Genomic DNA, 14,028 nt, shown 5'->3' on the forward strand with positions numbered 1-14,028 from the left:
TGCAGGTCGTCTTGCGTCAGTTAGGCCGCGAAAAGGAACCCTATGTCCGCCCATTCCCAGCCCTTGTGGCAACCGCCCGCCATTGCGCCTGTTGACCCGCAGATCGCGGCAGGAATCCGCGCCGCCATCGACTGCAAGGCCAAGCCGCTGGGATCGCTCGGTCGAATCGAGGAGCTGGCATTGCAACTCGGCATGATCCGGCATCCAGGCGAACCGCGCGGTGACAATGCCGTGCTGCTGGTGTTCGCGGGGGATCACGGACTGGTGGCCGAAGGCGTGTCGCAATATCCGTCGGCGGTCACGGTCGCGATGGTGATGACCTATCTGGCCGGCCGCGCCACGGCCAATGCTTTCGCCGCGGCCAATGACATCGGTGTGCGCGTGATCGACATCGGCGTCGCTGCGGAACTGCCTCTCCATCCGAAGCTGATCGACGCCAAGGTCCGCATGGGTACGGCGAATGCCGCGCGCGAGCCAGCGATGACGGCAGAGCACGCGGCCGATGCGCTGACGCGCGGCTTCAGAATCGCCGTCGGTGAGATCAAGGCCGGCGCAGACATCATCGCGCTCGGCGAGATGGGAATTGGCAACACGGCCTCATCGGCACTGGTGGTTCATCGACTCGCACCGGCACCCCTGGATGATTGTATCGGCGTTGGCGCCGGGCAGGATGATGCCGGCATGGCGCGCAAGCGCGCGGCGATCACGAAGGCGGCAGCGCGCAGCGACGCAACTGCGCCACTGGATGTGCTGGCCCAATTCGGCGGATTGGAAATCGCAGGCATGGCCGGAGCGATCCTCGGCGCAGCTTCGCAACGGCGGCCGGTGATCATCGACGGCTTCATCTCCAGCGCCGCGGCACTGCTCGCCGTTCGTCTGTGTCCGGCTGCACGCGGCTACTGCGTCTTCGCACATCGTTCGGCTGAACGCGGCCACGACATGGTGCTCAATGCGCTCGATGCCCAGCCGCTACTCGATCTCGGCTTGCGGCTCGGTGAAGGCACCGGCGCGCTGCTTGCGGTGCCGCTGGTCCGTGCTGCCGTGCGCATGCTGACCGACGTCGCCAGCCTCGACGACGTGCTGGCCGGAAATATCTAGATGAGGCTGGATCCGCATCTTTTGAATGCGATCCGTTTCCTGACGGTGCTGCCGGTACCGGCAACTGGCGACGCGCAGGATGTTGACTGGCTTGCGCGTGCAATGAAGTATTTTCCGATCGTCGGTGTCGGCATTGGCGCCGCCTCCGCGGTTGTGTTTCTCGTTGCCAGCGAATTCTGGTCACCGCTGATCGCGGCTTTGCTGGCGATTACAACAAGCATCGTTATCACCAGCGCGCTACATGAGGACGGCCTTGCCGATACGGCCGACAGTTTCGGCGGAGGCTGGACGATCGAAAAGCGCCTCGCGATCATGAAGGACAGCCGCATCGGCACCTACGGGGCGCTCGCACTTTGCCTGGGCACGGCGCTGCGTATCGCGGCGCTCGCCATATTGCCGCTGTGGGCAGGTGCGGCATCACTCCTCGCTGTCCATGCCACCGCACGCGCCATGCCGGCCTTCGTGATGAACCGCCTGCCCTATAGCGGCGATACCAGTGCGATGAAGGTCACTTACGCCGAGGCGCCGGTGCGATTTGAGGAATCGTTGTTTGCACTTGGTGTGGTTGTGCTTGCAGCAATCCCGCTTGCGCTCGTCTCGGTCGCATCGCTTTTTGCGGGTCTTCTGCTCGGCGCAGCGCTCGCCGCACTGCTCGCACTCTGGTCGCGTCGTCTGATCGGTGGTTACACCGGCGACGTGCTCGGTGCCGTCGAGCAACTCTTCGAGATCGGATTTCTTCTCGGCGTTGCGGCCCTGATCAGATAGGCCAGTTAAGCGGCAATCGATAAGGCTCACCTTCAAAAGCGTCCGCACCGCGGCCGATGCGTGCGATGGCTTCGACCATGCGGCCGTCGCGGCCAAGCTGTTCGTCGGCCAATTGCACCATCAATTTGTTCGGCGTCACATAAGGTGAACGTTTGCGTAGTTCATCGGCGATCACCGCCTCATAGCCAGGATTGCGATCGCAGGCGATGGCGTAAGCGGCGGCGCTGGAACGGCTGATACCGGCCCAGCAGTGAATGAGCATCGGGCGGTCAGCGATGCTGCCGCGGCCGAATTGAAGAATGGCACCCATGACGTCGGCATCTGGCGCGATCAGGTCCGGCGTCACCTCGACGATATCGTGAAAAGTCAGTTCCACATGACGCTCACGCGCCAACCCGCTCCAGTCGCGCTCACTCGTTGTGGGCGACAGAAGGGTCAGCAGATCGAAGGCCGGCAGCGAGTCTGCCACAGCAGCAAGGCCTCCGAGCGAGCTCACATAGATCATTCGAACACCCTGCTCGCTGTTGTTATGTCCTTCCTCTCACCCACGGCGAATGGACCTTCTTCAACCTCATGCCGCTGCGATGTCGCTGATGCAAGGTCGGTTTCTTGATACCACCTCCGACCTTTTCGCACCTGCACCATCGCAAACAGAAGAAAATACACCAGTTAGAACAATCGGTTACTCGCTCGAACTTTAGACAACCGAGGCAGGCCAATCTTAAAGAAGTTGCGATAGGTATCTAACTTACCAGTGCAGAGTCCAGGACGGTACGATGCTGAACTACTTCGAAATGGCGGCATCACAAATCGGAACGATCTTCCGCGTGCCGCGCGAAAACCCCGAACTGGTGGAAGCGAAACTCGCTGCCTTCACCCGTCAGGTGCCGATGATGTATGCGCTGGTGGTCGTCAACACGACGGCACTTGCAATCACCTTTTATGGTACTGCGCCACATCTGCTTACCGTCTATCTCCCTGCTGCATTCGATGCAATCTGTGTGATCCGGATACTGAGCTGGTTGAGAGCGCGGAACACCACCCTGTCACTCAACCAGGCCGTCGAGAAGCTCACCGGCTCGATCATCTTTGCAGGCATTCTCGGCGTCGCGTTCACTGCCTGGAGCCTCAGCCTGTTTCCCTATGGCGACGCCTATAGCAAAAGCCACGTTGCGTTCTTTATGGCCGTCACATCGATTGGCTGCGGCTTCTGCCTCATGCATCTGCGCGCGGCAGCGCTGATCGTGATGGCGCTGGTTGTCGTGCCCTTCGCGTTCTTTTTCGGCTCCAGCGACAATGTCGTCTTCGTCTCCATCGCCTTCAACTTCGTCGTGGTCATCGGGGCCGTTCTCTTTATGCTGCTCGGCAATTACTCCGATTTCGAGAAGCGGGTGAACTCGGAGAAGGCGCTGCGTATCAAGCAGGCTGAGCTGCAGGTGCTGAGCGACAAGAATTTCCGGAATTCGAATATCGACAGCCTCACCGGTCTCCCCAATCGCCGGAACTTCTTTGCCGAGCTTGAGCGCGGCATTGTCAACACTGAGCACAGTAGCGGCGGCCTGCTGCTCGGCATCCTGGATCTTGATGGCTTCAAGCCGATCAACGACATCCATGGGCACCACACGGGTGATCGCTTGCTGGTCGAAGTCGCAGACAGACTGCGCGCACATCTCGCCCCTCACGTGTTTCTGGGCAGACTGGGCGGCGACGAATTCGTCATGTTCAGCGACCAATTGCTCGACCCGGATGCAATTGTTGAGGCGGAAGAGAGCATCGAGAACCTGTTCGACATCCCGTTCGAGATTGATGACATTACAGTCAGCATCAGCTGCTCGATCGGATATGCGGAATTTCCGGACACAGCCAGGACCGCGCAGGATCTGTTCGAGCGCGCCGATTATGCGCTGTTCTTTGCCAAGCAGCACAAGCGTGGCAAGGCCGTCCGGTTTTCAGCAGAACACGAAGCCGATATCCGCGAAGCCTCCTCTGTGAGTCGGGCCCTGGCCAGTGCCGACCTCGAACGGGAATTGTGGATCGCCTACCAGCCGATCATCGACGCAGAAACACAACAGCCTGCGAGCTTCGAAGCCCTGGCGCGCTGGAAGAGCCCGGAGCTCGGCAATGTTCCACCGATGAGCTTCATTGTCGCCGCCGAGCGCTCAGGCATGATCGGCCAGTTGACACCGTTGCTGCTGCGCAAGGCCCTTGAAGGTGCAGCGACATGGCCGGAGCATGTCCGGATTTCGTTCAACCTCTCTGCGGTGGACGTCGCCTCTCCCCTGTCGATCCTCAAGATCATTGCTGTTGTCCAGCAAAGCAAGGTGAAGGCCAGCCGCATCGACTTCGAGATTACCGAGACGGCCGTGATGGGCAATCTCGCACAAGCGACCGAAGCGCTGAATGCTCTGAAGGCTCTGGGCGCCCGCATCTCGCTGGACGATTTCGGCACCGGCTATTCGAGCCTAAGCTGCATCCGCGAATTGCCGCTGGACAAGGTCAAGATCGATCGCAGCTTCATCAGCAAGATCGAGACGGATTCTGCTGCGCGCCTGATCCTGTGCACCATGCTCGGACTGTGCAACGGCCTCGGTCACGACTGCATCGTCGAAGGCGTCGAGAGCGACGAACAGGTCGACTTCCTGCGCAAGGAGAACTGCCGTTTCATGCAGGGCTACTTCTTCGCCAAGCCCATGGGCATCGAGCAGGTCGGCGATTATCTGGCCTCCGTTCAACACGGCGTGCTGGCCGAACGCACCGCCAGCTAGTCGTTCTGTCCGTCGAGTAGCCGCACCGCCTCGAACAGTGTTGCCGCCCCGACTGCTAGTTGGTCGGGCTCCGACCATTCCTCCGGGCAATGGCTCTTGCCGTCCTTTGACGGAATGAACAGCATCGCGCTGCGGCCGATATGCGACATGAAAGCCGCGTCGTGACCGGCCCCCGACGCCAGCCGCGTCGTGGAATAACCAAGCTTGGCAGCGCTACGCCCGAGAACATCGAGCAGGTGATCGTCGCAAGGCGCGGGAGGATTTTGCGAAATCAACGCGAAACGTTCGCGTTCGACCTTGGCTCGCCCTGCGATGGCGAGGCTCTCGCGGTCGAGCAGTGCCACGAATTCATCGACCAGCGCGGCCTTCTCTGCGCGAATATCGAGGATCATGCGCGCACCGCCGGGCACGACATTCGCGGCATTCGGACTGATCTCAAGGATCCCTGTGGTGGCGACGAAGTGGCCTTGTTTGCGCGCGGCAAAGGCATTGGCCTGCTGCGCGACCAGCAGCACGAGTTCGGCGGCGGGAAGACTCGCATCCCTGCGATATTCCATCAGCGTCGAGCCGGCATGATCCGCGGCGCCCTTCAGCACGATCTCGACGCGGGTGATGCCGGCGATCCCCGTGACGAGACCGAGATCGAGCTTCTTGCTTTCCAGCACCACGCCCTGCTCGATGTGCAATTCGAGATAGCCAACGAATTCCGGCTTCTGCATCGCGGCGATGGCGGCAGGATCACCGCCGACGCGCTTGATGGCATCGGCCAAAGTTTCGCCTGCTGCGTTGGTGTAAGTCAGCATCCTGGCATCGAGCTCGCCGACCATGGCGCGGCTGCCGACGCAGGACATACCGTATTCGCTGGGCTCCTCGGCGAGGAAATCGACGATCTCGATCGGATGCCGGGGCTTGTAGCCGGACGCCTGCAGCGCACGCACGGCTTCCAGCGCCGTCAGGATGCCGGAAATGCCGTCGAAGCGGCCGCCGGACGGCACCGTGTCGGAATGCGAGCCGAGCATGATCGGCGGCAGGCCTGCGACACTACCTTCCAGCCGTGCGATCACGTTGGCGGCGGCATCCATGCGCACCGTCATGCCGGCGGCGATATATTGCTCATGCAGCCACGCACGGCCGTCGAGGAAGCGCTGCGAGAACGATCGCCGCGTCCATGGCTTGTCGGGATCGGTGATGGCGGCCAGCGCCATATGGTCGTCCCAGAGGCGGTTCTGATCGATGGGCGGTTTGGTGTCGGTCGGCATGATCGGCATGAGGCTCATGAGTTGGCGGCACTGGCGCCGGCACGATTATTGTTGAACACTTTGGCCATCGTGAAGCAAGAAACGTCGGGGAGAAAATCGTGAGCAGCAAGACCAGGATCGCATGGGTGACCGGCGGCGGCACCGGAATCGGCAAAGCGGGCGCAGCGGCACTGCTGGCGGACGGCTGGACGGTGGTCATTTCCGGCCGCCGCGCCGATGTGCTGCAGGGCGTCGCCGATGAACTCGGCGCCGGCGGCAAGCCCGTGGAGGCGATGGCGCTGGATGTCAGTAATGCCGACGACGTCAACAAAGTGGCACAGGCCATCCTCGCCAAACATGGGCGTATCGATCTTCTGGTCAATAGCGCCGGCGTCAACCTGCCGAAGCGCAGCTGGGAAGACGTCACGCAGGACGGCTGGGACCAGATCGTCGACATCAATCTGAATGGCGTGATGTATTGCATGCGCGCGGTGCTGCCCGCGATGCGCGCACAGAAGGACGGCTGCATCATCAATGTCGCCTCGTGGGCGGGCCGCATCGTGTCGAAAATGACGGGGCCGGCCTATACGGCCACCAAGCACGCCGTGCTGGCGCTGACCCATTCCTTCAACATGGACGAATGCGTCAACGGCTTGCGCGCCTGCTGTCTCTCGCCCGGCGAGGTCGCCACTGACATCATGAAGAACCGTCCGGTGCCGCCGAGTGACGAGGTCATGGCGCGGATGCTGCAGCCGGACGATCTCGGCAAGACCGTCGCCTTCATCGCCAGCATGCCGCCGCATGTCTGTGTCAATGAGGTGCTGATCAGCCCGACCTGGAATCGCAGCTTCCTGGCCATGTGAGCGCGTCAAAGGCAGCCAGCGCCCTTCGCGCTGGCCGCCGCCCGCCTCACGGCGTGATTGCGACCTTCAGCACGCCATCGCGTTGGTGCGAGAACAGATCGTAGGCTTTTTCGATATCGTCCAGCCTGTAATGATGCGTGACCAGCGACGTCAGGTCGACGCGGCCGGAAGCGACGACGTTCATCAGCCGTCGCATCCGCTCCTTCCCACCGGGGCACAGGCTGGTGACAATCGTGTTATCGCCGAGGCCCGCCGAAAACGCGCTCAGGGGAATCTGCAGATCCGTCGAATAGACGCCAAGGCTGCTCAGCGTGCCGCCCGGCCGCAGCGCGCGCAACGCTGATTCGAAGGTGCCTTGCGTACCGAGCGCTTCGATGGCCACATCGACGCCGCGGCCGTCGGTCAGGTCCATGATCTGCTTGACCGGATCACCCTTCTTGAAGTCGACGACGATATCGGCGCCGAGCCGTTTGGCGACCTCGATGCGCGCGGGCACCGTATCGACACCGATGATCGTGGTCGCGCCCATCAGCTTGGCGCCCGCGAGGGCGCAGAGTCCGATCGGCCCCAGAGCGAACACTACCACCGTGTCCCCGATCCTGATGCCGCCGCGCTCGGCACCGGCAAATCCCGTCGACATGATGTCCGGACACATCAGCACCTGCTCATCCGTCAACGCGTCGGGCACCGGACTGAGATTGACCATGGCATCGGGTACCAGCACATACTCGGCCTGCGCACCATCGATCGTATTGCCGAACCGCCAGCCACCGGCCGCCTTGAAGCCGTGCTTGGTTCCAGCGCCATCCTGCGATGAGCAGCCGCAGAGACATGCATAACTGTGACCACTCGGCGTGATGGCGCCGGCAATGACGCGCTGGCCCTCGCGATAGCCGGTGACGGCGCTGCCGAGCTTCTCAATGATACCAACCGGCTCGTGTCCGATGGTCAGCCCTTTCGCGACCGGATATTCACCCTTGAGGATATGCACATCGGTGCCGCAGATCGTGGTGGTCGTGATGCGCATCAGCGCATCGAGCGGGCCGACGTCGGGGATCGGCTTGTCATCCAGAACGATACGCCCCGGTTCGACAAATATCGCAGCCTTCATTTTCGGCATGATCCTGCTCCTGCTTGCGACGGTGCGTCGATCGACGCGATGAGCCAATCATCTGCGCATTTTGCCGTGACCGGATTGAGGTGGATCAAGTGGCGATGCCTTTTGAATGTCTCTGAAGTGGCGGACACACAGCCGCGCTTCTGCGTTGCTCTTGATTCAATTTGTCAAACAGCCACGACCCTTCAGACATGCGTCATCACCCCCATTGTTTGCGGCGCGGGGGCGCCGTGGTCTCTTGCATTCCCGCCCCCTTGTGAGAGGGCGTGCGGAACGCCGGGTGCCCGTTGCACCCTTGGGCCTGATGCGAATGCGGTCTTCCGCATGGATAATGCATCAGGACTTTCGGAGGCGCCGAGCGATTGCCCGGCGTTCCGCATGCGGTGTTTTTTCGGTTGCTTGCACATCTGCCATGGCGAACGGTCCCATCACCAAAATTAATGTCCCAGGGCGGAGGGACAGGGTAGCCTCAAGCGACTGGGCCGAACGCGTTTTGACTTGGTCGTCCGTCACACTGTCCAGGATTCTTTCCATCCGAAGGTCGGCCGTGTCCTTGCCAGTGGCAGTGCTGGCGCAGATCCGTCCTGCCCGAAGACAGACGTCACCCATGAACCGCGTGACGCCGCATCTCCGGCGTCCACCGCATCCTGCCCCGCGAACGTGACGATCGCGATCGCCCCTCTCGGTGGGGCAGGACGGAGGGGAATATAAACCTTGTAGGGATACTGTCAACAAGAGGTAGGAAAAAATGTTTGGGCGCGTTAAGCGCGGGCCCGCCCTACACTCGTCATTCCGGGGCGCGAGGAGACGCCGAAGGCGGCGTATCGCGAACCCGGAATCCCAGCATGTTCAGCGCAAAACACTCCGGGATTCCGGGTTCGCATTGCAGCGGCTGCGCCGCTTTCATGCGCCCCGGAATGACGAGCCAAGACAAAGCCCCCGGAATGACAGTGGAGAGGTCAGCGCTTCGGATACAAGGAATCGCCCCCTCACCCGTTCTTCGCGAACAACTCCCGCCCGATCAGCATCCGCCTGATCTCGCTGGTGCCGGCGCCGATCTCGTAGAGTTTGGCGTCGCGCAGCAGGCGGCCGGTGGGATAGTCGTTGATATAGCCATTGCCGCCGAGCAGCTGGATCGCATCGAGCGCGCATTGCGTGGCGCGTTCCGACGCATAGAGGATGGCGCCGGCGGCATCCTCGCGGGTGGTTTCGCCGCGGTCGCAGGCTTTCGCCACCGCATAGACATAAGCGCGCGCCGAACTCAGCGCGACATACATGTCGGCGATCTTGCCCTGCACCAACTGGAAATTGCCGATCGGTTCGCCGAATTGCTTGCGCTCGTGGACATAAGGCTGCGCGACGTCGAGACAGGCCTGCATGATGCCGAGCGGGCCTGCCGCGAGCACCGCGCGCTCGTAATCGAGGCCGGACATCAGGACATTGACGCCGCGACCGACCTCGGCGAGCACGTTCTCCTCGGGCACCTCGCAATCTTCGAAGACGAGTTCGCAGGTATCCGAGCCGCGCATGCCCAGCTTGTCGAGCTTCTGCGCCGTCGAAAAACCCTTCATGCCCCTTTCGATGATGAAGGCGGTGATACCGCGCGGGCCGGCAGCCGGATCGGTCTTGGCATAGACCACCAGCGTCTGCGCCACCGGGCCATTGGTGATCCACATCTTGTTGCCGTTGAGAACGTAGCGGTCGCCCTTCTTGTCGGCGCGGGTCTTCATCGACACCACGTCCGAGCCCGAGCCCGGCTCGGACATCGCGAGGGATCCCACATGTTCGCCCGAGATCAGCTTCGGCAGATATTTGCGCTTCTGTGCTTCATTACCGTTGCGGCGGAGCTGATTGACGCAGAGGTTGGAATGCGCGCCATAGGACAGGCCCACCGACGCCGAGGCGCGCGAAATCTCCTCGACCGCGATGACGTGTTCGAGATAGCCGAGCCCGGCGCCACCGAACTCTTCCTCCACCGTGATACCGTGCAGGCCGAGCGCGCCAATCTTGGGCCAGAGATCGAGCGGAAACTGGTTGGTCTTGTCGATGGCTTCGGCGCGCGGCGCGATCTCGTTCTGGGAGAAGTCACGCACGGTCTCGCGAATCGCGTCCGCAGTCTCGCCGAGATCAAAATTGAACATCCGTTGAGCGTTCGCAATCACAGGGTCGCCTCCGGTCAGAACGGCGCGCAAGCGCACCGATTTTGTTGATTGAAATCACCATGTCACGGGCCGAACGGGCTGAGAAGAGGCATAAAGTGGTCCTTGCTCTTGGCCCCGCAACGGGTTGTAATTCATCCAAATAAGCCCTCCGGGACCAACCACGGAGGACATGCCAGGGAGAGAACCGATGCTCGATCGCGTCCAGGATTCCGACAGCAGCAAATCCGCCCAAGCCGCCGCTCACGCCCAAGCTTACGGGATGCCGCTCGATGAGTTCGATCCCGGCAATCCCGAACTATTCCGCACCAATACGTTCTGGCCCTATTTCGAACGGCTGCGCCGCGAGGATCCCGTCCACTACTGCAAGGACAGCATGTTCGGACCTTACTGGTCGGTGACCAAGTACAACGACATCATGCAGGTCGAGACCAATCACGCCACCTACTCTTCCGCCGCGGCTTTCGGCGGCATCACCATTCGCGACGCCGGTGTGCAGTTTCGCCGGCCGATGTTCATTGCCACCGATCCGCCGCATCACAGCGCCCAGCGCAAGACGGTGGCGCCGATGTTCGCACCTCACCACATGGACGAGCTCTCCAGCCTGATCCGCAGCCGTACTGCCGAGGTGCTGGACTCCCTGCCCCGCAACGAGACCTTCGACTGGGTCGATCGCGTGTCGATCGAATTGACCACACAGATGCTGGCAACCCTGTTCGACTTTCCCTGGGAGGAGCGCCGCAAGCTCACCCACTGGTCGGATGTCGCCACAATGTTGCCACCCACGCCCGAGGCCGAGCTGGAGCGGCAGAGAGAACTGCGCGAATGCGGCGAGTATTTCGGCAGGTTGTTTCAGGAGCGACTCAATGCGCCGCCGAAGAGCGACCTGATATCGATGATGGCGCATAGCGAGGCCACGCGGCATCTCGATCCCGAGAGTTTTCTCGGCAACATCATTCTGCTGATCGTCGGCGGCAACGACACCACGCGCAATTCGATGTCCGGCGGCGTCTACGCACTCAATCAATTCCCCGGTGAATATGACAAGCTGCGCGCCAACCCGGCGCTGATCGAGAGCATGGTGCCGGAGATCATCCGCTGGCAGACGCCGCTCGCACATATGCGGCGCACGGCGGTGCAGGATGCCGAGCTCGGCGGCAAGCAGATCAGGAAGGGTGACAAGGTCGTGATGTGGTACGTCTCGGGCAACCGCGATGACGAGGTCATCGAAAACCCCAACGAATTCATCATCGACCGCGTGCGTCCAAACCGCCATCTGTCATTCGGCTTCGGCATCCACCGCTGCGTCGGCCTCAGACTTGCCGAACTTCAATTGAAGATTGTGTGGGAAGAGATCATCAAGCGCTTCGACAGGATCGAAGTCGTCGGCGAGCCGCGCCGCGTCTTTTCGAGCTTCGTGAAGGGTTATGAAACACTGCCTGTGCGGATCGCCGGCTGAACCCGCGACCGCAACAGCTCAGGATCGATTTTTGGAGAGCAGACGCCATGAATATCCAAGCCAGGATCAATCCTGACAAAGCCGAGATCCAGCGCGTCGCGCGCGAGATCGCCTATTCGACGCCGCTGAAGGATTTCCATCCCGGCGCGCCGAAATTGTTCGCGACCGATACGCTGTGGCCGTTCTTCGAACGGTTGCGCAAGGAAGAGCCGGTGCATTACTGCACCAATGCACCGATCGAGCCCTACTGGTCGGTGACCAAGTATCACGACATCATGCATGTCGACACCAATCACGGCATCTTCTCGTCCGACGTGAAGCATGGCGGCATCGCGATCCGCGACGTGCCGGAAGGCTATGACTGGCCGAGCTTCATCGCCATGGATGAGCCGAAGCACAGCGCGCAGCGCAAGACCGTGACGCCGATGTTCACGCCAACACATCTCGACGAGATGGCGGTGCTGATCCGTGGGCGCGTCTGCAAGGTGCTCGACGGATTGCCGCGCGGCGAGACCTTCGACTGGGTCGAACGCGTCTCGGTCGAACTCACCACGCAGATGCTGGCGACCCTGTTCGATTTCCCGTGGGAAGAGCGCCGCAAGCTCACGCGCTGGTCGGACGTGTCCACTGCGCTGCCAAAAAGTGGAATCGTGTCCTCGGAGGAAGAGCGTCGCCGCGAGATGGACGAATGCGCCGCCTATTTCCAGAAGCTCTGGAACGAGCGCGTGAATTCCGACCCGCGGAATGACCTGATTTCCATGATGGCGCATAGCGACGCGACGCGCTTCATGGATCCCGACACGCTGATGGGCAATATCATCCTGCTGATCGTCGGCGGCAACGATACCACCCGCAACACCATGACCGGCTCGGTGCTGGCGCTGAACGAGTACCCCGACCAGTATCAGAAGTTGCGCGACAATCCGTCGCTTATCGAGACCATGGTCCCCGAAGTGATCCGCTGGCAGACGCCGCTGGCGCATATGCGCCGTACCGCCATGCAGGATACTGAACTCGGCGGCAAGACCATCAAGAAGGGCGACCGGGTGGTGATGTGGTACGTCTCGGGCAACCGCGACGAGGAGGTGATCGAGCGGCCGAACGAGTTCATCATCGACCGCGCGCGGCCCAAGATTCACCTGTCATTCGGTTTTGGCATACACCGTTGCGTGGGCATGCGCCTAGCGGAGTTGCAATTGAGGATCGTTTGGGAGGAGATACTGAAACGGTTCGAGAACATCGAAGTTGTGGGGGAACCCAAGCGCGTGTATTCGAGCTTCGTTAAAGGCTATGAGACCCTGCCGGTTCGGATCACGTAAGACCGCAGGATTTCGTAATGCCGGTCAGGATTCATAATTTTCCCCTCAAGAAGAGAAGCTCAATTCCTTGACGAAACACCATCCCGCGGAACAGGACGAATTCCACGATATCCGCGATGCCGTTGCCAAACTGTGTGCACAGTTCCCCGGTGAATACTGGCGCAAGCTCGACCGCGAGATGGCCTATCCGAAGGCTTTCGTCGATGCATTGACGGAAGCCGGATACCTGTCGGTTCTGATCCCCGAGGAATATGGCGGCTCCGGCCTCAAGCTGTCGGCCGCGGCGGCGATCCTCGAAGAAATCCAGCGCGCCGGTTGCAATGGCGGCGGCTGCCACGCGCAGATGTATACGATGGGCACCGTGCTGCGTCATGGCAATGACGAGCAGAAGGCCAAGTGGCTGCCGAAGATCGCCAGTGGCGAAGTTCGCCTGCAGGCCTTCGGCGTCACCGAGCCGACCTCGGGCACCGACACATCCTCGCTGAAGACGGTGGCGAAGAAGGACGACAACGGCGACTACATCGTCAACGGCCAGAAGATCTGGACCAGCCGCGCCGAATATTCCGACCTGATGGTGCTGCTCGCGCGCACCACACCGAAGGAACAGGCCGCGAAGCGCACCGATGGCCTGTCGGTGTTTCTGGTGGACATGAAGGAGGCCAAGAAGAACGGCCTCGAGATCCGCCCGATCCGCACCATGATGAACCATGCCACCACCGAAGTGTTCTTCACCGACATGAAGGTGCCGGCGGAAAACCTGATCGGCGAAGAGGGCAAGGGCTTCCGTTACATCCTCTCCGGCATGAATGCCGAACGCATCCTGATCGCCAGCGAATGCGTCGGCGACGCCAAGTGGTTCATCGCCAAGGCGTCGGCCTATGCCAAGGAGCGTCAGGTGTTCGGTCGCCCGATCGGCCAGAACCAGGGCATTCAGTTCCCCATCGCCAAGGCCTATGCGAATATGCGCGCGGCCGAGCTGATGGTGAAGGAAGCGCTGCGCAAATACGAGGCCGGTATGGAATGCGGCGCCGAGGCCAATATGGCCAAGATGCTCGCCGCCGATGCGTCGTTCGAGGCGGCCAATGCCTGTATCCAGACCCATGGTGGTTTCGGATTTGCCGAGGAATACGACGTCGAGCGCAAATTCCGCGAGACGCGTCTGTATCAGGTGGCGCCGATCTCGACCAACCTGATCCTGTCCTTCGTGGCCGAGCACGTGCTCGGCATGCCGCGCTCATATTGAGA

At 61.4% G+C, this 14,028-nt stretch carries 11 protein-coding genes; 7 read left to right on the top strand and 4 right to left on the bottom strand.

Translation table 11 applies throughout. From position 1 onward, the window contains the following. Positions 1–42 precede the first annotated feature (42 nt). On the top strand, positions 43–1,098 hold the full coding sequence (cobT, locus tag BLW80_RS02625) for a nicotinate-nucleotide--dimethylbenzimidazole phosphoribosyltransferase (RefSeq protein WP_093756703.1): 1,056 nt from the start codon (positions 43–45) through the stop codon (positions 1,096–1,098). Continuing rightward, positions 1,099–1,863 carry an adenosylcobinamide-GDP ribazoletransferase gene (gene cobS / locus BLW80_RS02630; protein ID WP_093756704.1) on the top strand — a complete coding sequence of 255 codons (765 nt, stop codon included), beginning with the start codon at positions 1,099–1,101 and terminating at the stop codon, positions 1,861–1,863. On the opposite strand, the gene BLW80_RS02635 is transcribed toward cobS, so the two are convergent. Beyond that, the gene (locus BLW80_RS02635) at positions 1,856–2,368 is read right to left on the bottom strand and encodes a tyrosine phosphatase family protein (protein WP_093756705.1); all 513 of its coding nucleotides are present in this window, start codon (positions 2,366–2,368) and stop codon (positions 1,856–1,858) included. The genes cobS and BLW80_RS02635 overlap by 8 nt on opposite strands. Before the next feature lie 271 nt (positions 2,369–2,639). Between BLW80_RS02635 and BLW80_RS02640 the strand changes: the two genes are divergently transcribed. Further along, positions 2,640–4,628, top strand: coding sequence for a putative bifunctional diguanylate cyclase/phosphodiesterase (locus BLW80_RS02640; protein ID WP_093756706.1), 1,989 nt, complete (start codon positions 2,640–2,642; stop codon positions 4,626–4,628). Here BLW80_RS02640 and ertE read toward each other — a convergent pair. Further along, positions 4,625–5,905 (bottom strand): N-carbamyl-l-glutamate amidohydrolase ErtE, encoded by a 1,281-nt coding sequence (ertE, locus tag BLW80_RS02645; RefSeq protein WP_244527916.1) that lies wholly within the window; start codon positions 5,903–5,905, stop codon positions 4,625–4,627. The two genes, BLW80_RS02640 and ertE, sit on opposite strands and share 4 nt — an antisense overlap. Positions 5,906–5,985: 80 nt before the next feature. On the opposite strand from ertE, the gene BLW80_RS02650 reads away from it, so the two are divergent. Then, positions 5,986–6,729: an SDR family oxidoreductase gene (locus BLW80_RS02650; protein ID WP_170849553.1), complete on the top strand. Its 744-nt coding sequence runs from the start codon at positions 5,986–5,988 to the stop codon at positions 6,727–6,729. Positions 6,730–6,775: 46 nt separating this feature from the next. Here the strand turns inward: BLW80_RS02650 and BLW80_RS02655 are convergent, their stop codons facing one another. After that, on the bottom strand, positions 6,776–7,849 hold the full coding sequence (locus BLW80_RS02655) for an NAD(P)-dependent alcohol dehydrogenase (protein ID WP_089265289.1): 1,074 nt from the start codon (positions 7,847–7,849) through the stop codon (positions 6,776–6,778). Between the two features lie 986 nt (positions 7,850–8,835). Continuing rightward, positions 8,836–10,008: an isovaleryl-CoA dehydrogenase gene (locus BLW80_RS02665; protein WP_093757315.1), complete on the bottom strand. Its 1,173-nt coding sequence runs from the start codon at positions 10,006–10,008 to the stop codon at positions 8,836–8,838. A gap of 259 nt (positions 10,009–10,267) precedes the next feature. Between BLW80_RS02665 and BLW80_RS02670 the strand changes: the two genes are divergently transcribed. The 3 genes from BLW80_RS02670 to BLW80_RS02680 all read left to right on the top strand — a co-directional run bounded on the left by BLW80_RS02670 (position 10,268) and on the right by BLW80_RS02680 (position 14,026). After that, on the top strand, positions 10,268–11,464 hold the full coding sequence (locus tag BLW80_RS02670) for a cytochrome P450 (protein ID WP_244527988.1): 1,197 nt from the start codon (positions 10,268–10,270) through the stop codon (positions 11,462–11,464). A gap of 47 nt (positions 11,465–11,511) precedes the next feature. Continuing rightward, positions 11,512–12,783 (top strand): cytochrome P450, encoded by a 1,272-nt coding sequence (locus tag BLW80_RS02675; RefSeq protein WP_093756710.1) that lies wholly within the window; start codon positions 11,512–11,514, stop codon positions 12,781–12,783. Positions 12,784–12,850: 67 nt separating this feature from the next. Then, positions 12,851–14,026, top strand: a complete 1,176-nt coding sequence (locus tag BLW80_RS02680) for an acyl-CoA dehydrogenase family protein (protein ID WP_089265293.1) — start codon at positions 12,851–12,853, stop codon at positions 14,024–14,026. The last annotated feature ends 2 nt before the right edge of the window (positions 14,027–14,028 follow it).

Origin of the sequence: Tardiphaga sp. OK245 (assembly GCF_900108575.1) — a bacterium.
Taxonomy (GTDB): Bacteria; Pseudomonadota; Alphaproteobacteria; order Rhizobiales; family Xanthobacteraceae; genus Tardiphaga; species Tardiphaga robiniae.

What these genes read in the sequence shown, in the direction of transcription:
- BLW80_RS02670 (WP_244527988.1), top strand. Translation starts at nt 10,268, where the DNA reads ATGCCGCTCGATGAGTTCGATCCCGGCAATCCCGAACTATTCCGCACC.
- ertE (WP_244527916.1), bottom strand. Translation starts at nt 5,905, where the DNA reads ATGAGCCTCATGCCGATCATGCCGACCGACACCAAACCGCCCATCGAT.
- BLW80_RS02655 (WP_089265289.1), bottom strand. Translation starts at nt 7,849, where the DNA reads ATGCCGAAAATGAAGGCTGCGATATTTGTCGAACCGGGGCGTATCGTT.
- BLW80_RS02640 (WP_093756706.1), top strand. Translation starts at nt 2,640, where the DNA reads ATGCTGAACTACTTCGAAATGGCGGCATCACAAATCGGAACGATCTTC.
- cobT (WP_093756703.1), top strand. Translation starts at nt 43, where the DNA reads ATGTCCGCCCATTCCCAGCCCTTGTGGCAACCGCCCGCCATTGCGCCT.
- cobS (WP_093756704.1), top strand. Translation starts at nt 1,099, where the DNA reads ATGAGGCTGGATCCGCATCTTTTGAATGCGATCCGTTTCCTGACGGTG.
- BLW80_RS02635 (WP_093756705.1), bottom strand. Translation starts at nt 2,368, where the DNA reads ATGATCTATGTGAGCTCGCTCGGAGGCCTTGCTGCTGTGGCAGACTCG.
- BLW80_RS02675 (WP_093756710.1), top strand. Translation starts at nt 11,512, where the DNA reads ATGAATATCCAAGCCAGGATCAATCCTGACAAAGCCGAGATCCAGCGC.